The organism is Aeromonas sp. 600724, assembly GCF_049175135.1.
GTDB classification, from domain to species: Bacteria; Pseudomonadota; Gammaproteobacteria; order Enterobacterales; family Aeromonadaceae; genus Aeromonas; species Aeromonas veronii_A.
In genome coordinates this window covers 287,109-306,263 of the sequence record NZ_JAAKUM010000001.1, presented here as the reverse complement: position 1 = coordinate 306,263, position 19,155 = coordinate 287,109, and the positions used below count along the sequence as shown (strand labels likewise).

At 59.9% G+C, this 19,155-nt stretch carries 17 protein-coding genes and 1 other RNA gene; 13 read left to right on the top strand and 5 right to left on the bottom strand.

Annotated features, from left to right (window positions below; all coding sequences use genetic code 11):
* Nucleotides 1-47: 47 nt before the first annotated feature.
* The 7 genes from G5168_RS01350 to ffs all read left to right on the top strand — a co-directional run bounded on the left by G5168_RS01350 (nucleotide 48) and on the right by ffs (nucleotide 6,634).
* Nucleotides 48-830: an enoyl-CoA hydratase gene (locus tag G5168_RS01350; protein WP_005345131.1), complete on the top strand. Its 783-nt coding sequence runs from the start codon at nucleotides 48-50 to the stop codon at nucleotides 828-830.
* An 18-nt stretch (nucleotides 831-848) separates the two neighbouring features.
* A complete protein-coding gene (locus tag G5168_RS01345) occupies nucleotides 849-1,961 on the top strand; it encodes an enoyl-CoA hydratase/isomerase family protein (protein ID WP_421172158.1) in 1,113 nt (370 codons plus the stop codon).
* 51 nt (nucleotides 1,962-2,012) lie between these two features.
* The gene (gene mmsB / locus G5168_RS01340; RefSeq protein WP_421251740.1) at nucleotides 2,013-2,915 is read left to right on the top strand and encodes a 3-hydroxyisobutyrate dehydrogenase; all 903 of its coding nucleotides are present in this window, start codon (nucleotides 2,013-2,015) and stop codon (nucleotides 2,913-2,915) included.
* Nucleotides 2,916-2,966: 51 nt separating this feature from the next.
* The gene (locus G5168_RS01335; RefSeq protein WP_421172157.1) at nucleotides 2,967-3,746 is read left to right on the top strand and encodes an SDR family oxidoreductase; all 780 of its coding nucleotides are present in this window, start codon (nucleotides 2,967-2,969) and stop codon (nucleotides 3,744-3,746) included.
* A gap of 358 nt (nucleotides 3,747-4,104) precedes the next feature.
* Nucleotides 4,105-5,541: an arginine-ornithine antiporter gene (arcD, locus tag G5168_RS01330; RefSeq protein WP_005336921.1), complete on the top strand. Its 1,437-nt coding sequence runs from the start codon at nucleotides 4,105-4,107 to the stop codon at nucleotides 5,539-5,541.
* Between the two features lie 105 nt (nucleotides 5,542-5,646).
* On the top strand, nucleotides 5,647-6,435 hold the full coding sequence (locus G5168_RS01325; protein WP_421172156.1) for a sulfite exporter TauE/SafE family protein: 789 nt from the start codon (nucleotides 5,647-5,649) through the stop codon (nucleotides 6,433-6,435).
* 102 nt (nucleotides 6,436-6,537) lie between these two features.
* Nucleotides 6,538-6,634, top strand: an RNA gene (gene ffs, locus G5168_RS01320) — signal recognition particle sRNA small type.
* A gap of 317 nt (nucleotides 6,635-6,951) precedes the next feature.
* Here ffs and G5168_RS01315 read toward each other — a convergent pair.
* Together G5168_RS01315 and G5168_RS01310 are read right to left on the bottom strand one after the other, a co-directional pair.
* Nucleotides 6,952-8,778 carry an ATP-binding protein gene (locus G5168_RS01315; RefSeq protein WP_216977570.1) on the bottom strand — a complete coding sequence of 609 codons (1,827 nt, stop codon included), beginning with the start codon at nucleotides 8,776-8,778 and terminating at the stop codon, nucleotides 6,952-6,954.
* Nucleotides 8,779-8,786: 8 nt separating this feature from the next.
* A complete protein-coding gene (locus G5168_RS01310; RefSeq protein WP_005351410.1) occupies nucleotides 8,787-9,278 on the bottom strand; it encodes a molybdopterin-dependent oxidoreductase in 492 nt (163 codons plus the stop codon).
* A 338-nt stretch (nucleotides 9,279-9,616) separates the two neighbouring features.
* On the opposite strand from G5168_RS01310, the gene G5168_RS01305 reads away from it, so the two are divergent.
* From G5168_RS01305 to G5168_RS01280, 6 genes are all read left to right on the top strand, one after another.
* Entirely contained in the window at nucleotides 9,617-9,967 is a 351-nt protein-coding gene (locus G5168_RS01305; RefSeq protein ID WP_005333409.1) for an STAS domain-containing protein, read from the top strand.
* Nucleotides 9,964-10,380 (top strand): hypothetical protein, encoded by a 417-nt coding sequence (locus tag G5168_RS01300; RefSeq protein ID WP_019445317.1) that lies wholly within the window; start codon nucleotides 9,964-9,966, stop codon nucleotides 10,378-10,380. The genes G5168_RS01305 and G5168_RS01300 overlap by 4 nt, the downstream gene beginning before the upstream one ends.
* Nucleotides 10,381-10,398: 18 nt before the next feature.
* On the top strand, nucleotides 10,399-12,504 hold the full coding sequence (locus tag G5168_RS01295) for an SLBB domain-containing protein (protein ID WP_224969957.1): 2,106 nt from the start codon (nucleotides 10,399-10,401) through the stop codon (nucleotides 12,502-12,504).
* A 1-nt stretch (nucleotide 12,505) separates the two neighbouring features.
* The gene (locus tag G5168_RS01290; RefSeq protein ID WP_005333403.1) at nucleotides 12,506-13,174 is read left to right on the top strand and encodes a tyrosine-protein kinase family protein; all 669 of its coding nucleotides are present in this window, start codon (nucleotides 12,506-12,508) and stop codon (nucleotides 13,172-13,174) included.
* 23 nt (nucleotides 13,175-13,197) lie between these two features.
* Nucleotides 13,198-14,688, top strand: a complete 1,491-nt coding sequence (locus G5168_RS01285; protein ID WP_005351421.1) for a SpoIIE family protein phosphatase — start codon at nucleotides 13,198-13,200, stop codon at nucleotides 14,686-14,688.
* A gap of 80 nt (nucleotides 14,689-14,768) precedes the next feature.
* Nucleotides 14,769-15,770: a glycosyltransferase family 4 protein gene (locus G5168_RS01280; protein WP_069527367.1), complete on the top strand. Its 1,002-nt coding sequence runs from the start codon at nucleotides 14,769-14,771 to the stop codon at nucleotides 15,768-15,770.
* Nucleotides 15,771-16,052: 282 nt separating this feature from the next.
* Here G5168_RS01280 and G5168_RS01275 read toward each other — a convergent pair whose 3' ends face one another.
* From G5168_RS01275 to G5168_RS01265, 3 genes are read right to left on the bottom strand one after another with little or no spacing between them, the layout of a single operon-like run.
* Entirely contained in the window at nucleotides 16,053-16,688 is a 636-nt protein-coding gene (locus G5168_RS01275) for a sugar transferase (RefSeq protein ID WP_421251739.1), read from the bottom strand.
* A complete protein-coding gene (locus tag G5168_RS01270) occupies nucleotides 16,685-17,878 on the bottom strand; it encodes a glycosyltransferase family 2 protein (protein ID WP_421251738.1) in 1,194 nt (397 codons plus the stop codon). Before G5168_RS01270 ends, G5168_RS01275 begins: the two co-directional genes overlap by 4 nt.
* Before the next feature lie 31 nt (nucleotides 17,879-17,909).
* Nucleotides 17,910-19,073 (bottom strand): glycosyltransferase, encoded by a 1,164-nt coding sequence (locus G5168_RS01265; RefSeq protein WP_421251737.1) that lies wholly within the window; start codon nucleotides 19,071-19,073, stop codon nucleotides 17,910-17,912.
* Between the last annotated feature and the right edge of the window lie 82 nt (nucleotides 19,074-19,155).

The window sequence follows — 19,155 nt, the reverse complement described above, 5'->3', positions numbered from 1 at the left end:
TTCAAGCCTGTCATCATGGCGGCAGCTTCATCGACAAGGACAATGCTATGACAAGGATCAGACTCGAATATCATGGCCACGTGGCCTATATCACCCTCGACCATCCCCCTGCCAACACCTGGACCCTCGCCAGCCTGCAGGCCTTTTTGCAGATGATGGTGGAGCTCGACAGTCGTCCCGACGTGGTGGCGCTGGTGATCCGTGGTGCGGGCGACAAATTTTTCTGCGCCGGTGCCGACCTCAATATGTTTGTCGAGGGGAATGTCGAGCTGGCCCGTGAAGTAGCCGAGGCCTTTGGCAAGGCCTTCGAGGCGCTGGCCCGTTTTCACGGCGTCAGTATCGCCGCCATCAATGGTTATGCCATGGGCGGTGGCCTGGAAGTGGCGCTGGCCTGTGATATCCGCATCGCCGAGCAGCAGGCGTTGCTGGGACTGCCGGAAGCCTCGGTGGGCTTGCTTCCCTGTGCCGGTGGCACCCAGCGTTTGACCGAGCTGGTGGGGCCGGGCTGGGCCAAGCGGATGATCCTCTGCGGTGAGAAGGTGAGTGCCTCGCTGGCCTACGAGATGGGGCTGGTGGAGGAGGTGGTGAAAACCGGTCAGGCGTGGGAGGCGGCGCACCAGATGGCCCATCTGGTGGAGCGCCAGAGCCCGAGCGCCCTGCGCGCCTGCAAAACCCTGATCAATCAGGGGCGCAGTGGCCCACGGGATGCCGCCTTGCCCCTTGAGCGAGCGCTGTTTCTCGATCTCTTTAGCGATGCCAACCAGCGTGAAGGGGTGGCCGCCTTCCTGGAGAAACGCTTACCGCGCTGGCAATATGGCCCAACAGAATAAATCCATACGGAGCCGTTTATGAGTGAGCCGGTCAAGGTTAGCTGTTATCCCACCGAAGATGGCCATCAGGTCGGGGTGTTGACCCTCGATAGCCCATCGTCTCTCAACGCATTGAGCCTGCCGATGATCCAGCTCCTGCAACAGACGCTGACCCGTTGGGAGCAGGATCCCGCCATCGTCTGTGTGCTGCTGCAGGGAGCGGGTGAGAAGGCATTTTGTGCCGGTGGCGATATCCGCTCCTTCTATTACCGCAAGCAGGAGGCGAGCGAGGCGGAACTGTTCGAATATGCCCGCGACTTTTTCGAGCAGGAGTACCGGCTCGACCACCACATCCACTCTTACCGCAAGCCCCTGATCTGCGTGGCGGACGGTATCTGCATGGGGGGCGGTATTGGCCTGTTTGCCGGAGCCGATTTTCGGGTGGTGACCGAAAAGAGCCTGTTCGCCATGCCGGAGGTGACCATAGGCCTCTACCCCGACGTGGGAGCAAGCTGGTTTTTAAGCCGGATGCCGGGGCGGCTGGGGCTCTGGCTCGGTCTGACTGGCGCCCGCTTCAACGGGAGTGATGCCATCGGTCTTGGGCTGGCGGATCACGCTATCGCCAGTGGCGAGCGCAGTGCGCTGTTGTCACGCCTCGCCGTGCTCGACTGGGCTGCTAGTGGTGAGCCCCGTGAGCAGATCGATCTGCTGCTCAGGGGATTGCACCGTGAGGTAGCGGCCCGCTTGCCAGCGCCAGTATTGCTACCCCATCAACAGAAAATCGATGTCCTGCTGGCGGGGCGCACGCTGCAAGGGGTATTGGCGCGGTTGTTCGAAGCTCAGTTCGATGAACAGGAGACGGTACTCCAGCAGGCGCAGCAGCTCTGCCGCACCGGCAGCCCCATCAGCCGCGCCATTTTGTGGCGTCAATATTGGCAGGCTCGCCGCAACTCACTGGCAGAGGTATTTGCCGAGGAGCTGACCCTCTCGGTCAACTGCGTGCTGAAGGGGGATTTTGTGGAAGGGGTACGGGCACTGCTGATCGACAAGGATAAAGATCCCCGCTGGCAACAGTTGCCACCGGAGGGGGAGTGGCTGGACGAGTTCTATCGCTGGCCGCAGGGGCGCAATCCGTTGGCCTGCAAGGAATAACATCTTGGCAACCGGCGCACGCCGCCATCAGCAACGCAAGGAGCAAGCGGGATGACAAGGATAGGGTTTATCGGGCTCGGCAACATGGGGGGGCCCATGGCGGCCAATCTGGCCAGGGCCGGGCACAGGGTGCAGGTGTTTGATCTGGTTGCCCAAAACATTGAGCGCGCTATCGCCGCTGGCTGCATCGCCGCGGGGGATGCCCGTGAGGCGGTGACCGGCTGCGAGGTGGTGATCAGCATGCTACCTGCGGGGGAGCATGTGCGCGACCTTTGGTTGTCTGAGGGGCAGGATCTGCTGGCAGCCCTGCCGGTTGGTGCACTGGTGATCGACTGCTCCACCATAGATGTCGACTCTGCCCGTCAGGTCGGGGAGGCGGCCCGCGCACGCGGTTTGCGCTTTATTGATGCCCCCGTATCGGGCGGTGTCGCCGGTGCGGCCGCCGGGACGCTCACCTTTATCGTTGGCGGCGATAGGGCGGATTTCGAGTCGGCAAAACCTCTGCTCGCCTGCATGGGGCAGAACCTGTTTCACGCCGGGGCGCTGGGTGCCGGGCAGATCGCCAAGATGTGCAACAACATGCTGCTTGCGATCCATATGACGGGTACCGCCGAGGCGCTGGCCCTCGGGGTGAAGGAGGGACTGGATCCCGCCGTGCTCTCCACCATCATGGGCAAGAGCTCCGGCAACAACTGGAGTCTGGAGCGCTACAACCCCTGGCCCGGGGTGATGGAGAATGTCCCTGCCGCCCGCAACTATCAGGGGGGCTTTATGACCCGTCTGATGGTGAAAGATTTGGGGCTGGCCATGGCGCTGGCCGAGCATGGCCACAGCGCTGTGCCGATGGGGGCGCTCGCCCGTAACCTGTTCAACCTGCATGCTGCTCAGGGGCAGGGGAGCCGTGATTTCTCCAGCATCGTCGAACTCTATCTGGATAAACAGGATCCCGCCTGACGGGCCACCTCTCTTCAAGGCATCTCCCTTCGACCGCTACAAGGAGCATTGATGGATATCAAAGATAAGGTCATCGTTATTACCGGCGCTGGACGTGGCTTGGGACGGGCCATTGCGCTGGCCCTGGGCGCACAGGGGGCGACGCTGGCGCTGCTCGACATCAATCGCGCCGATCTGGAGGCGACCGCAGCCCTGGTGCGCAGTCAGAATGATCAGTGCGATCAAGATAGCCAGTGCGAGCTGTTTGTCTGCAATGTGGCGAGCGAAGCCGAGGTTGAGTCGGTTTTTGCTGGCATCAAGGAGCGTTTTGGCGTGCTGCACGGTCTTATCAACTGCGCCGGCATTTTACGCGATGGCATGCTGATCAAGGTGAAAGAGGGTGAGCTGGTGGAGAAGATGACGCTGGCCCAGTGGCAGAGCGTGATTGACGTCAACCTCACAGGTACCTTCCTCTGCGGTCGCGAGGGAGCGGCGCTGATGGCGCAAGGGGGGCAGGGGGGCGTCATCATCAACATCTCCTCCATCGCCCGCGCTGGCAATATTGGCCAGAGCAACTATGCCGCCAGCAAGGCGGGGGTTGCCTCGCTGGTGGTGACCTGGGCGCGGGAGTTGGCGCGCCATGGCATTCGGGTGATGGGGATTGCCCCCGGGGTGTTTGCCACCGACATGACGGCGGCGATGAAGCCGGAGGCGATGGCGCGGATGCGGCAGGCCATTCCGGTCGGCACCCTTGGCGAGGCGCAACAGCTGGCCGAGACGGTGAGCTTTATTTTTGCCAACGACTATCTGTCGGGAAGGATGATAGAACTGGATGGCGGTTTGCGTTTATAGGGATTTACATAATGGGCCCCGGTGTTTCCACCGGGGCTTTTTTATGCAGATTATTTATACAGAGAGTGCCTGAATGGCGATGCATAGGAACCATGCGAGTCAGGTTGTGTTGGCAGAAAAATGAGAAATATCAATGGGTCTTGGTTAATTTGAGCCAGCTCACAGGCCATATGGGTCAGTGCTGTAAAATTGCGCGCGGTCAAGGCGGTGCATGATTGACGGGACGAGGGATTGCGGTCGGAATAGTCATGCAATATAGTTGCCGCCTTTTTCACGGGGTCAGGATTCCCAGCCCCTCCCATATTGCGCGCAGTATGAATACGGACGCTCTGCCGCCGCCTAAATAAACAGGATTGAAATGGACAAGAAACTAGGGCTGGGCGCCCTCATTTCGCTGGTGATCGGCTCCATGGTCGGCGCCGGGGTCTTCAGTCTGCCACAAAACATTGCTGCGCATGCCAGTGCCGGGGCGGTCGCCCTGGGTTGGGCCATCACCGGTCTTGGCATGATCTGTCTCGCGCTAGTCTATCAGAACCTCTCCATGCGCCGCCCCGATCTCGATGGCGGTATCTTCAGCTATGCCAAAGCCGGTTTCGGCGATTTCATCGGTTTCAACGCCGCTTGGGGTTACTGGCTCTGCCAACTGCTGGCCAACGTCTCTTACGCCATCGTGGTGTTCAGCGCCCTGAGCTACTTCTTCGATACGCCGGACAACGTCATCTTCGGTGACGGCAATACGCCGGTGGCCATCACGCTGGCCTCCATCCTGATCTGGTCGGTGCATGCGCTGGTGCTGCGCGGGGTACAGGTTGCTGCGCTGGTGAATATCGTCACCACCATCGCCAAGATGGTGCCGCTCATCGTCTTCTGTGTTGCGATCCTGCTGGCCTTCAACATGGATACCTTCACTCTGGATATCTGGGGCCAGAACAACATGGAGCTGGGCTCCGTGATGGATCAAGTCAAGTCCACCATGAAGGTGACCCTCTGGGTCTTTATCGGGATTGAAGGGGCCGTGGTGGTCTCTGCCCGTGCCCGTCATCGCAAGGATGTGGGCCGTGCCACCGTGCTGGCGCTGCTCGGCGCCCTGACACTCTATGTGATGGTGACCCTGTTCTCGCTGGGTGTCATGAGCCAGCCGCAACTGGCGGCGCTCAAGAACCCCTCTACCGCCATGATCCTCGAAGCCGTGGTCGGCCCCTGGGGTGCCTGGCTTATCAATATCGGTCTGGTTGTATCGGTGATGGGAGCCTTGCTGAGCTGGACAGTGCTGGCCGCTGAAGTACCTTACATCGCAGGCAAAACAGGCGTGTTCCCGGGCTGGTTTGCCAAGGAGAACAAGAACGGCTCGCCGCAGGTGTCCCTCTGGTGCTCTACCTGTCTGGTGCAGATCTTCCTGATCATCATCTACTTCCAGAGCAGCACCTATCTGGCGCTGGTCAACATCGCCACCTCGGCGGCGCTGGTGCCTTACGTCTTTTCGGGCGCTTATGGCCTGAAGCTGGCATTGAAAGGGGAGACCTATCAGGGTCAACCTCATCAGCGCAAGCGTGACCTGCTGCTGGCCCTGGTGGCGACGGTTTACGGCTGCTGGCTGGTCTACGCTGCCGGTGTGGAGTACCTGTTGCTGGTGGCGCTGCTCTATAGTCCGGGCATCTTCATCTACTGGAAGGCACGTCAGCATCACGGTTTGCGCGGCCTTAACCGGTTGGAGCAGGGGATGACGGCGGCCCTGCTCGGCTGTGCCGTGCTGGCCTTCTACAAGGTGATGGACGGTACCATTCCACTGCACTAACCGGCACAATGAAGAGATGGCCCTCGCGCCATCTCTTTTTTTTCATGCAGATATCCACTGTTGCCCGGCCGTGTTGGCCAGTTTTTGTTTAACACAGGAATTTTTATGCTGTTTATGGGTTACCTCCTGCTGGGCGCCTTTGCCGGTATGCTGGCGGGACTGTTCGGGATCGGCGGCGGTCTTATCATTGTCCCCGTGCTGGTCATGACCTTTCGCGCCCAGGGCATCGACCCTGAAATCATTACCCATCTGGCCCTCGGCACCTCGTTGCCCACCATGATCTTTACCGGATTCAGCTCGCTGCGGGCCCACCGGGAGGCGGGCGCCGTCGACTGGGTGATAATCCGCAGATTGGGGGCTGGTATGTTGGTTGGTGCCTGGCTCGGTGGTATGACGGCCAATCTGCTTAGCACCAGCACCCTCAATATCATCATCGGTTGTTTCGCCTGGAGCATGGCGCTGCAGATGGGGCTCAACCTTAAACCCAAAGCGGAACGCCATATGCCGGGTCCGCTCGGCACAGGCATCGCCGGTACCATCATTGGCTGGATGTCAGCCCTGTTTGGTATTGGCGGTGGCTCGCTCACGGTCCCTTATCTGAGCTGGAACTCGGTGCCAATGCGCAATGCGGTAGCAGCCTCTGCAGCCTGCAGCATGCCCATCGCGCTGGCGGGGAGCCTCAGCTACCTCTATGCGGGTTGGGGTCATGCCGATCTGCCCGAGTGGAGTGTGGGCTACATCTATCTGCCCGCCCTGCTGGGCATTGTGCTGACCAGTACCCAGTTCGCACGCATTGGCGCCAAGCTGGCACACCGCCTGTCACCCACACGCCTCAAGCAGGCCTTTGCCCTGCTGATGCTGCTGGTGGGGGCGAAATTTATGCTGTTTAGCTGATTCATTCGGCAGATTGTTGAAAAATAAGGCAAACGATCTGTTGGAGGGTAGAAAGCCGTTGCATTGAACGCCCAGTTTGCCTATTCTCCTCGCCGGTGGTCCTATTGGTCCTCTCGCATTGATAACCCGTCGACCTGGTCAGGACCGGAAGGTAGCAGCCAAGGCGGGGGACTCGAGTGCCGGGATGTGGCTGGTAGGGCCACCACTTGTTTCTATAATTCAATAAGTTAGCTTCCTAAAGCCCTTGGTCATCCACTTTGTGTGGACGACGAGGAGCTCATCGATGAATCTCTGGCTCAGTCCCCACGGCATCTGGTATTACCGAAAAGTCACCACGCTCCCCTGTGGTCGCCGCAAAGAGATCAAAAAATCCCTGCATACCCGAGACAAGCTTTGGGCACGCAAAAAGGTGGCCAAGCTGTTTGCTTGTATGCGTTTCAGACCCAAGCCCATGCAGTTGCCTGCAGACGACAATGTGGCCCCAGATGAGCAATCAGTAGTCCGGAATCCGCGGTTTTATTGCTTGGTGACACGCATGGCTGCGTTGTATTTAAGCCGACCATGGGAAATATGTCTGTTTATCTCGCTTAGCAGCGTCTCTTTATTGATGGGCTTGGTGATATACCCGTTCATGCCATGGGAAAGATAGTATTGCTTGGATTCCGGCATCGCATCCGCCGTCAGGGCGATGATGGGAATATCTGCCCAAGGCATTTGGGAGGTGCGGATCCGGGTGGTGGCCACCAGACCATCCATCACTGGCATCTGGACATCCATCAACACCAGATCAAATTCGGTGTGACCCAGTTTCTCCAGCGCCTCTTCTCCCTGAACGGCCAGTGTGACCTGATGGCCCACGGAGTCGAGCATGGCGCCGATCACCTTGCGGTTGGTGGCATTGTCATCAACCAGCAAGATGCGATAGCTCTCCTGATCCAGCGGCTTGGACGGCAGGCAAACAATCGAGGGGATCGTGGCTCTGGCGGGCCAGATGTAGGTAAAAGTACTGCCATGTCCCTCGCTGCTCTCTACCGAGATATCGCCGCCCATCAGACGTGCGAGGTTACGGGATATTTCAAGTCCCAGGCCAGATCCGCCATATTGGCGGGTGATCGAGACATCCGCCTGGGCGAAACGTTGAAACAGGTTCTTTAGCTGACTTTTGCTCATGCCGATCCCGGTGTCCTGGATCGAGATGCGTATCGAGTGGCGATCCTGCTCCAACAGGGTGCTATCAACATGGATCTTTACTTCCCCCTGATGGGTGAACTTGATGGCATTGCTCACCAGGTTGAAGAGGATCTGGCGCACCCTCAGCGGGTCGATCATCAACCACTCCGGCGTATCGGGGGCAACAGCCAGGGTCAGCTTGATCCCTTTTGCATCGCAGTTGCTCTGCATCAGGGCCCGGATATCCTCCAGCAGCTGGGGCAAGTGATGGGGGGCCAGTTGCAGCTCGATCTTGCCCTCTTCCAGCTTGGATACATCCAGAATGTCGTTGAGCAGACCGAGCAGATGGTTTGCCGATTCGCGCGCCGTCTCCAGATAGTCTCGCTCCCTCGGATCCATATCCCGGTCGGCCAGCAGTGAGAGCATGCCGAGAATGCCATTCATGGGGGTGCGAATTTCATGGCTCATGTTGGCCAAAAAGCTGCTTTTGGCTCTTGTGCCTGCCTCTGCCGCCTGATTTGCCCGCAGCAGTTTGTCATTGAGCTGCTGCATCAGTTTGTGCTGCAGAAACGAGATATTCATTTGCCGCCAGATCAGCAGGGCGAGCACAAAGAGCAGCGCAAACTGCAGGGTCGCGATGAGTGTCGTCGTGATGATCTGCTCCCTCACGCTGTCGCGACGCGCCACATCAAACAGGGTCGCCTGCTGGTTCACCTCCAGAGTCAGCTGATGGAGCAGGGGGAGCAGGGAGGCAAGCTGTTGGCGCAGCTCCTGATGGGCTAGATTGTCGAGCGGCTTGGTGGCTTCCGGGCCGAGCCAGATATCCGCCAGAGAGATGTAGGATCGAATGGCTTTGCTTGCCTGCTGGTAGATCTCTGTTTGCTGAAGCAGGCTGCGATCCTTGCTCTCCAGCACCAGATCCATGCGGCTGACCAGAATATCGTATCTGAGCTGGAAGGTCGGTTGCGACTCATGGAGCAGCGAGCTTTGAAAACGCAGCGCTTCGTTATAGAGCTGGAAATAGTTCCACATCACGTTGTCTTCGCCCTGGCTGGTACTGCGCTGCAGATCCTGAAATTGCCGGTACTGGATGGTACCAATACCGGCAAAGGCAAGGAGCAGCACGCAGAGCACCACAAACAAGAAACGTTGACTGGCCGCCATGGAACGCATGATGGGATTTACTCCACTTTTATCGCACTGATCTGCCAGATAGCCCGACCGTAATAGAGCTTGTTTTGCAGTTCGGGATATTGATCAAACGGATAGACAAGGAACAGCGGCCCTTTGTCGCGCACCGACAGTGGCTTGCCATTGATCGTGCGGGCGAGGATGACCCGATACTGCTCGGCATCGCTTGTCGGCACCTGTACCGAGTAGTCATTGAGCGCGGTAATGGTGAGCTGTTTGCCGGTAGCCCCGACCTTGGCCAATACATCTTGCAGCAGCGGGCCGCGAAAAGTCTTGGCTTCGTCATACCAGGGGGTATGGGTTTTGATTTCGTGTACCGGCAGTTGATCCAGCATGGCGCTGTCCCACAGAGCCAGAGCCTGATGAGTGGGGCTGCTGATGGCGCCTTCAACCTTCAACACGGCGCTGTCAGGGGAGGGGGCTGCGTATGCGGTGCCGCAAAGGGCTGCCAGCAGCGGTGCGATGTAAAGGCCTGCTTTCATGATCTCTCCTTCCTGGAAAATGGCGGCATGGGGGCCGAGCCAAAGGTGGCTTGTGAAGTGTGTCCAAAGGCAAGCAATAATCGGGCCCAGTCTAATGGGCTTGAATTATCAGCCATTTAGCCTGTTATCGGGCGATCTCGGCGAAGGTGAATTGCAGTTTGCAACGTGCGGGGGAGGTCAATTGCAATTTGGCAATCAAAACGAGGAGTGGGTGTCGGCGAATAAGGCGCAAAGAGTATCATTTGGGGAACAAGAGCCGTGGCACTGCCCGGCATAACATTTGCAACGTGCTGAATGCCGTGACAGCAAATAGTCTGAGAATCGACAAGGAGCTAGCGATGGAAAGCATGACTTACACCCTTAATGATATCCAGGTAGTGGTACTGGAAAACGAGTTTGACGCGATGGCCGTCAGTGAGCTCCGCCCGTTGTTTGAAACCCTCTCGACCCACCCGGGAGATATCCTGGCCGATATCAGCGATGTTCATTTTATCGACTCGTCAGGGATCGGAGCCTTGGTATTTCTCTATAAAAGATTGATTATGAACGGGCATCAGATGGCCCTTGTCTGCGGACCCGGTCAACCCCATGACCTGCTGGAGATGCTGCATATCGACCGGGTGATCCCCTGCCATGAGAGCATCAAGGCCTATATGCGTTCCCGTGGCATGATGGCCGCTGCATCATGAAACGCTTTGGTATCCTGCTATCGTCCATTCTGCTGTCGGGTTGTGCGCAGTGGCCGCCACAGGGGTATGGCGGCATGGCAGAGGCAAGACCCACCCGTATTCCGGTCAATGAGGATGAACGGCGGGTCTGGTCTCGTTATGATGAGCGTCAGAAGGAACTCGACTTGCAGCTGACGGAATTAAAGCAGGCGAGTCTGCAGGGGTGTATGCCTGCCGAGTTGAAACGGCTACAATCTCAACGTATTGATATCGAACGGGATATGCACGGACGGCTCTGGTCGGATGTAGCCTGGCGTCAGACCGTGTTGGCACAATCACTACAACAAGTACGTTTGCGGCTGCAACAGACAACAGCGGATGGCTGTCGTGCTGATTGGTCAGGGCTCCCCTTACGCCAATGGGGGCAGACGTAACAGACGAAAAGGATGTCTATGAAACGGGGCGCTCTCGAAGGATTGATCTGTGTTCTCTTGCTGTTGTTCACCTGCCCGTTACTGGCCTCCGCCTTGTTGGCTCCCGGTGATCGGTTGGCCATAGTGCAACCCGGTGAGCCTGCTTTTGATCAGCCTTTCCAGATCAACAAGCAGGGGGAGATTGCACTGCCTGAAGTTGGCAACGTCGTGGTGGGGGGGAAGACCCTGCAACAGGCGGATGAGCTGATCCGCACCGCCCTCAAACCTGTTTACAACAACCTCTCTCAATTGACCGTCACCTTGCTGGAGAAGCGGCTGCTGATCAGCGTGATGGGCTATGTCAAAAAACCCGGCAGTTATGATCTGGCGCCCGATGGCAACGTGCAGATGGCCCTCGATGCCGCTGGCGGTCTGGTGCCCGGTGCCCAGCTCAACAACATGCAGGTGCGGCGCGGCAGTACGGTCTCGAGCTTCGACTACAAGCGTTATCTCGATACCGGTGATGCCAGCGTGCTGCCGCCATTGCAATCCCTTGATGTGGTGTTCGTACCCGCCTCTCCGCTGATCGGCAACGTGCAAATAGATTTTGATGCGGCAACCCTGGCGGCAGGCGGGGATGGCGATACCGGCAAGGCGATCAAGGTGTTTGGCGAGGTCAACAGCCCCGGCGCCTTCAGTTTCAAGAGTGGCAACTCCATCGTGGATCTGCTGATGCGAGCCGGTGGGGTAACCCGTTTTGCCGGGGTGGAGCGGATCCGGGTGATCAATGGTGATGCCCCCGAACTGTTCGATCTCAAAGCCTATCTCGACTCCGGCAACAACAAGCTGCTGCCCAATCTGGCGCCGGGCGCCACCATCTTCGTGCCCAAGGATGAAGAGCAGATAAAACGGGGGGCACGCACCATCTACATCATGGGCGAGGTGTTCAAACCCGGCGCCTATGAGGGGCGGGAAGGGGACTCCTTCCTCGATATTCTGGCCAATGCCGGTGGCCCGACCCGCTATGCCGAGAGTCGCCAGATCCGTTTGCTGCGCACCGATGGCACGATCGAACCCATCGACTTGCAGGCCTATACCGAAGGGATGCAAAAGGCGCTGCCCCAAGTCAAACCCGGTGATGCCATCTTTGTGCCGGAAAAGACCGATATCAACGAGAAGTCCTGGTTGAAGGTGGCCCCCGGGCGGGCGGTGATGGTGATGGGGGCGGTGCGGATCCCGGGTCGTTATGAATGGTCTGACGAAATGTCGCTGCTGGATCTGATCGCCCACGCCGGTGGCCCCAACGAGCGGGCCGATATCGCCAAGGTGCAGATCCTGACCGCCGAAGGGGGGCAGGCCACGCCGACCCTGTTTGATCTCGACAAGTTTCTCCATCAGGGCGGGGCGCTGGCCAGCCTGCCAAAGATCCGGGCCGGATTCACCATCATGATCCCCGAGCTGCCCACCGATCCCAGTGACAACAAATCCCAGTGGGTGCGCCAGTCACCGGACAGTTCCATCTATATCTTCGGTCAGGTCGGGGCCCCCGGTCGCTATGCCTTCAATGAGCAGATGGGCTTTATCGACATCCTGTCGGCCGCCGATGGTCCGACTGCGGCGGCGGATCTGCGCAATGTGCGTATCGCCCATCGCAGTGGCAGCACTGCGCGGGTCAGCAAGCTCGACCTTGCTCTCTACTTTGAAACTGGCGATGAAACCTTGCTGCCCAAGGTGCTGCCCGGTGACTCCATCTACCTGCCGGAGAAGAATCGTCCCTGGCTCGACGAGCCGAAGGAGAACACCATTCGGGTGCTGGGAGCGATAGCCCGTCCCGGTCGCTACCGCTTTGACTCCTCCATGACCCTGCTGGATCTGCTGGCCGAGGCAGGGGGCCCGACCAGCAGCGCCTATATCAAGAAGATTGTGGTGATCAACATGGCTACCAGTGGTCAGGGGGATCAGGCCCGCAGCTTCGATCTCGACGGCTTTGCCAAAGAGCCCGACTTTAGCCAGTTGCCGGTGCTGCGCGCAGGGGACACCGTATTTATCCCTGACAGCAAGAGCAGCAACTGGGCCATTTTCATGGATGGCATGCGCGACATCCTGACCACGATCTCGGTGGTGGCCCTGGTCGGGACGCTTTGATATGAGCATCCCCATTCAATATCTGGAGCTCGAATCCCTCTACGCGGCGACGGTCGCCCGGGGGATCCGCTCGCTGGCGGTCACCTCGTCGGAAGGGGGAGAGGGGGTGAGCTCCATCTGCGATGCGCTGGCAAGGCGCTCGGAGGCGGATGGGCTGCGCACCCTGCTGGTGGATCTCAACCTCTATCATCCCGGCCGCGCCACGGCGATTGCCTGGGGGCCCAATGATGTGCCCGAGCCGGTAGCCACTGGCCGCTCCTTGTCCTTGCTCCCGGCGCCAGGCAAGGATCTGATGGCCTTTCGCAACAAGGATACCTTGCGTCAGCTGCTGGTTCGCTGGCTCGAGCATTACGATGTGGTGATCTTCGATACTTCGCCGCTCACCGCCCTCAATCGGGGCAATATTCCGGCCGATCAGGTGTGTGGTGCCTGTGAAGGGGCGCTGCTGGTGGTGCTGGCGGGGGTGACGCCGACGACCGTGGTACAAAGTGCGGTGGATAAACTGACCCGTGCCGAGGCCAATCTTATTGGCGCTGTCTATAACGACAAGCTCAACCCGGGGCTGGCCAGCGAGATCCTGCGCGAGCTCAACCGGCTGCCCAGCAACCGGGTGACCGAATGGCTCAAGCGCTGGTGCCGGCGTAGTGCCTTGCTCAATTTCCGGATCTGATCGCCCGCTGATGGAGACCCGATATGGATGACTGGTTGCGATCTGCTCCGGCAACCCTGCAGGCGGTGCGCGAACTGCGCAACCGGCTGGCACAGGGGCTCTCCCTGTTTCAGGTCTCCCCAAAGGATCAAGCCAACTGGCTGCTCTGTTTCAGTGAGCTGGCCACCAATAGCGTCAAACACACAGCTCCTCCCGCGACCCGGCTCTGGCTCACTCTGAAAGAGGATGAAACGGGCTTGAGTCTGATACTGGAGGATGATGGCGGCCCGCAACCCGGTCTTGCCAGTGCGCCGTTACCCGATGAGCTGCAGGAGGGGGGATACGGGCTGGCGCTGGTGCACCAGCTATTTGCCGAGGTGCACTTCTCTCGCGACGGTGAGCGCAATCGCGTGACCCTTCGCCAACAAGGCCCGGTCAACCAACTGCCGGTGATCGCGGTGATCGACGATGACAAGGTGATGCGTGCCTTGCTCACCGCCTACCTTCATGAGCACTACCGGGTTGAAAGTTATGCCGACTCCCATGCCGCCCTGCTGGCGCTCGGGAAGCAACCCCCCGCGCTGGTGCTCTCCGATATCGAGATGGAGGGGATCGATGGCTTTGGGCTGCGCCAGCAGTTGATGAAGGATCCCAAGATGAAGGGGGTGCCCTTTATCTTCCTGACCGGTCATCAGGATCAGTGGACCCAGAGTCGGGCGGGGGCGCTGGGGATCGATGACTTTCTGGTCAAGCCCATCACCAAGCAGGACCTGTTGCTGGCGGTTTCGCGGGTGCTGCAACGCTCGCAGCAGCTCAAGTCGCAATGGGGCGAACAGCTGGATCAGCGCATGACCTCGGCGCTGCGCCCGTTATTGCCCGCCACCTCCATAGGGGGATACCAGCTGGCGTTGCAAACCCGCGCGGCCACCGTGGGGGGCGGGGACTTTCTGCTGGTCAAGGATCGGGTGCTGTGGCTCGGGGATGTGATGGGCCACGATGCAGAAGCCAAGTTCTTTGCCCATGCCTATGCCGGTTATCTGCGCGGTTTGCTGACCGCCCACGATCTGGAGCGCGCCCCCGCCCGCTTGCTGACCATCTTGTCCAATGCGGTTCACAGTGATCCGCTCCTCGGGGCTACCCTGCTCACCACCCTCTGCATTGAGCTCGGCAACGAGGGGCGGGTGCAGTGGGCCAGCGCGGGCCACCCTGCGCCCTGGCTGGTCGGGCCCGGCACCATCCGTCAGGTCGGCGTGACCGGCCCCTTGCCCGGTTTGCGCCCGGATCCCCACTTCGTGACCAATGAGCGTCAGCTCAAGCCCGGCGAGATCCTGCTGTTCTGGACCGACGGCCTGCTCGATAGCCGTGATGCCGCAGAGCGCCAGCGCTGGGAGTCGCAGCTAAAAGAGATCTGCCTGACTTCGGGGCCCGGTCTTGAGCAACTGGCTCATCGCATCGCCCGCTGGTTTGATGAGCGCATCAATGATGCCGCCCTCGATGACATGACCCTCTTGCTGGTCGCCTGTCCCGGCGCCTGATCCTGCCCCTCTTTGCCTGACTGGCCCGCTCTATGCAGCGCCTCATTTCAGGTGGCATGGAGCCACGGGAGGAGGGCCTTATGTTACCCATGCAGCAGATCTGGCTGGCCATCGATGCACGTCAGGTCGGTGGAATAGAAGTTCACATTATCCATCTCGCCAACGATCTGTTGGCCAGGGGATTTCGCCCCACCATAGTGCTGGTGAGCAACCATGGCATGACCCCGTTTACAACCCTGCTCAAACAGCAGGGCTTGCCTTACGAGGTGTGCCACAACAGCCGCGATTTTATGCGCCGTCTGGCCCGCCAGCCTGCCTCTGTGCTGATCCATACCCACGGCTACAAGGCCGGGGTGCTGGGGCGGCTGACAGCCTGGTTCACCGGTAAATCGGTGGTCTCGACTTTTCACAGCGGGGATGACGGGGAGGGATTGCTGAAGTTTTACAGCTGGCTGGATCGCACCACAGCGCGTTTTGCGAAGTGTATTGCAGTAAGCGAGCCCATCGCTCGCAAATTGCCTGTGCCAAGCACGGTGATCAGCAACTTTGTCCCCATGCCTGCGACGCCGGCTACGGTAACTGGCAACCGGATTGCCTTTGTCGGCCGCCTCTCGCCGGAAAAGGGGCCGGAGGCGTTTTGCCAGCTGGCCGCCTTCTGCCCGGATGGGGCGTTTCATCTCTACGGGGATGGCCCCATGAAAAGCGCCTTGTTGCAGCAGTATGGTGATCGCGTCCAGCTTCATGGTTTCCAAAACATGGCCAATGAGTGGCACAACATCGACCTGCTCTGCATCACCTCCCGCTTTGAAGGGTTGCCGCTGGTGGCCCTGGAGGCGATGGCTCACGGCATACCGGTTTGTACCTTTGCAGTGGGGGGCCTGGTCAATCTGATCGACCACAAATCCAATGGCTGGCTGGTGGAGCCAGGCCATGTGCGGGATATGGCGGAGCTGGTCAACTACTGGCTGCGCAGCGATGGGGTGGTGCGCAGCAAAATGAGTCAGGCGGCCCGCAACACCATAGCCCGCGGGTACAGCGTCAACAACCGAGTGACCGATATTCTGGCCGTCTACGGCGCCTGAATCACGGAGAAACCTGTCAAAACGAGTGGCCGCTGGCTACTCGTTTTTTTATGTGCCGGTGTTAGGGGTTGCAGGGGGCGGATTGCTTCTGTGATCACGCAACGCTCGGGTTTCTGCGGTGGGGCAAGCGGACATCAGGCCTGTGGATGGGGCCAGATGATGGCTATCAGGTCGCTGACTTCTCGGTGATCACCGCGGACGTGCCACAACGATGCGCCATAAAAAAGGCCATTGCAGTGGCAATGGCCTGATGGGGTTGAGATGTGGCTGAGATTGGCGGGATTAGCGCCCCTTCTTGCCAACCATGATGGCAATCGTCTTGCCGATGATATGCACATCCTGCACCAGCCAGCGCCAGGGGTGGAGCAGGGCGACCGAGTAGGCCAGATCGAACGCGAGCTTGCTGCGCACATCATCCAGCGACTCGTCGTAGCCCTGATTGACCTGCGCCAGACCGGTAATGCCGGGGGCCACTTCATAGGTGCGTTCGATAAAGTACGGCACCGCATTTTCCAGCCGATTGGCGATCCCGGGTCGCTCCGGGCGGGGGCCGATCAGTGACATCTCCCCCTTGAGCACATTGATAAACTGCGGCAGCTCATCGAGCCGGGTTTTGCGCAGAAAGTCGCCGCTGCGGGTGATCCGGCTGTCCCCCTTGCCACACCAGACTGGCCCGGTGGCCGCCTCGGCGTCGGCGCGCATGGTGCGAAACTTGATCATGAAAAAGAGCTCGGTATGGGTGGCGTGGCTGCGCCCGATCCGCAGCTGACGAAAGAACACCGGCCCCGGGCTATCGAGTCGGATGGCCAGCATGATCAGTGGCCACAGCGGCAGCGTCAGCAGCAGGCCAAGAGTGGCACCGAACAGATCCATGCTGCGTTTGACCACCAGGGTCAATCTTGGAATGGGGTGTGTCATACGGCTTTCTCCTGTGACATGAAACGTATGGGGGCGCGCAGGCAGTAGCGCAGGGTGCCCATGCCGTTGTACCAGTGTCCGATCACCAGATAGTGGATCTTGCGAAACAGATTGGGCCAGGGGTGCACAGGGGTCAGCTGGATCAGGATGACCAGCAGATACCCCAGCAGTTGCAGCCCCAGTAACAGCTGAAACAGCAGGGATTGGGTGGCCAGCGGGATGGCGCAGAGCCACAGCAGGGTCAGGCAGAGCGGCATCAACACCCGCAGCCCCTTGCCACTGGCAAAGTTGAAGGCAACCCAGCCGAATTTGGGGTGCAGCAGGGGCAGCAACCGCAACAACTGCTGGGTGTTGCCAGCGCCGATCCGCTTGCGCCGTGTCGCCTCCAGCGCGGCATCGGAAACTTCCAGCTCCAGTGCGGCGCAGCGATTGTCATAGACAGCCCGATACCCTTTGGCGATGGCCTGCATCGGCAGGATGAAATCGTCGTTGATGGTATCGGCGGCCAGCGGGGTGAGGCACTCCCGGCGCATCATGTAAAAGGCCCCGTGGGCCCCCAGCATGCCGCCAAGGGCCGACTCGCAGAGCTTGATCTGGCTTTGATAGTGCCAGTAACTCTCCTCGCCCTGGGAGCCCGGTTGCCAGAAGCGGTACGCTTCCCCGACCACCCCTACCTTGGGATCGGCAAAATGGGCGACCGCCAGCAGCAGGCTGTCGATGGGCAGCAGGGCCGAGACATCGGTGAGGGCTACCAGATCGCTGTGCACCCGGGTCATGGCCTCGTTGAGCACGGCGACCTTGCCGCGATTGCGGGGGTGATCAAACAGCCTGATCTGCAACTGCTGCAGGGCGGGATCACCGAGCTGGCTGAGCGCAATGGGGTAGCTGTTGTCGCTGCAGCCGTCGAAATGCACATGCACCCACAGCTTGTCGGCGGGGTAATCGAGGCTGGCGAGGTTTTGCAGCTTGGCCCCGATGGTCGCCGCCTCGTTGTAGACCGGCATCAGCAAAGTGATGGTCGGCAGCGCCTCATCGGCGGCCTCTGCTTTGAATCCCCGATCCAGAGGGCGGGGCGGATTGGCGACCTTGCGCGCCTGCCGACCACCGAATTTGAGCAGCAGGGGATAGCCGACATGGTGGTAGACCACCAGTACAGCGCACAGCCAGAACACGATCATGATCCATTCCATGGGATGCTCCTCTGGTCATCGGGTCGCTTGATCAGCGGCTGTAAAGCTGCTGATAGGCCTGAGCCATCCGGCTCAAGCTGCTTTGCTGGCACACAAACTCACGGGTGACGGCACGCAGGCTATGGCACTGCAGCAACCCTTGTGCCAGAAGCTGGGCAAGGCGGCCGGGATCCCGCTCCGACAGGATATGGCCGCTGGCCTGGCAGACGATCTCTCTGGCCGCCCCCACATCGCTCATCACCACCGGTACCCCGCACGCCTGTGCTTCCAGCACGCAGAGCGGCATCCCCTCTGCCAGCGAGGGGAGGCAGAAGATATCCAGCCCCTGATAGAAGCGCGGCATGTTTTCGACCAGCCCCAGAAAATGGACCCGATGGGCGATCCCCAGTTGCTGACACTGTTGTTGCAACGCATTTTGCAAACTGCCGACCCCTGCCAACGCAAGATGCACCTCTTCCGGCAGGGTGCGGATCGCCTCCAGCAGCAAGGTGTGACCCTTGACCGATTCAAGGCGGGCGGCGCAGCCAATCAACTTGACCCCTTGCGGCAATCCCATCTCCTGACGGGCGAGGGCGGCGGCGCCCGGGGCAAAGCGCCGCTCATCGATGCCGTTGGGGATCACGGTTGGCGACAACTGCCCCAGCTTGGCCAGCAGCTGGTTGGCCACCGGCGTGGCATCGGCCACCAGAATGGGTTTGAAGGCGCGCAGTCCCCAGAGGGCCAGCGTGCGCTGATGGGGATCATCGAGATACCAGGCATCGTGCTCTGTGTGTACCAGGGTGGGCACCCGTGCCAGCCGACTGGCGAGGCCGCCATAGAGCATGGGCCCCAGATGGTGGGTATGTACCGCGACTGGTTTGAGTTGGCGCAGCAGTCGGGTGAGCCGCCAGAGGGTCGCCAGCGACCAGCCCGCGGGCTTTTCCAGACAGTGAATATTGCCTGCGAAGGGATGCAAGGCGGGCCACGCCCTTAGCACATCCCCTTTGCGCCCTTCGAGGGAGATGATATGCACCGGTTGCTCGGCAGGGCTTGCCTGAGTGAGGTTGAGCACCATAGTCTCCAGCCCGCCGGGCTGCAGGTGCTGCACGATTTGTACGACAGGTTGAATAACAGGTTGCAGGGCAGGTTGCACGATAGGCTGGGGGATGGTGCCCCTGCGGGGATGGGGTCTGTGCGACGGGGTTGATGACAACATGGTTCGCGCTCCGGCAAGGGAAGGGGTGACACCCCGGATAGCGGGAGAATGCGAATCTTGTACCACTCTTGCGATCTGCCCA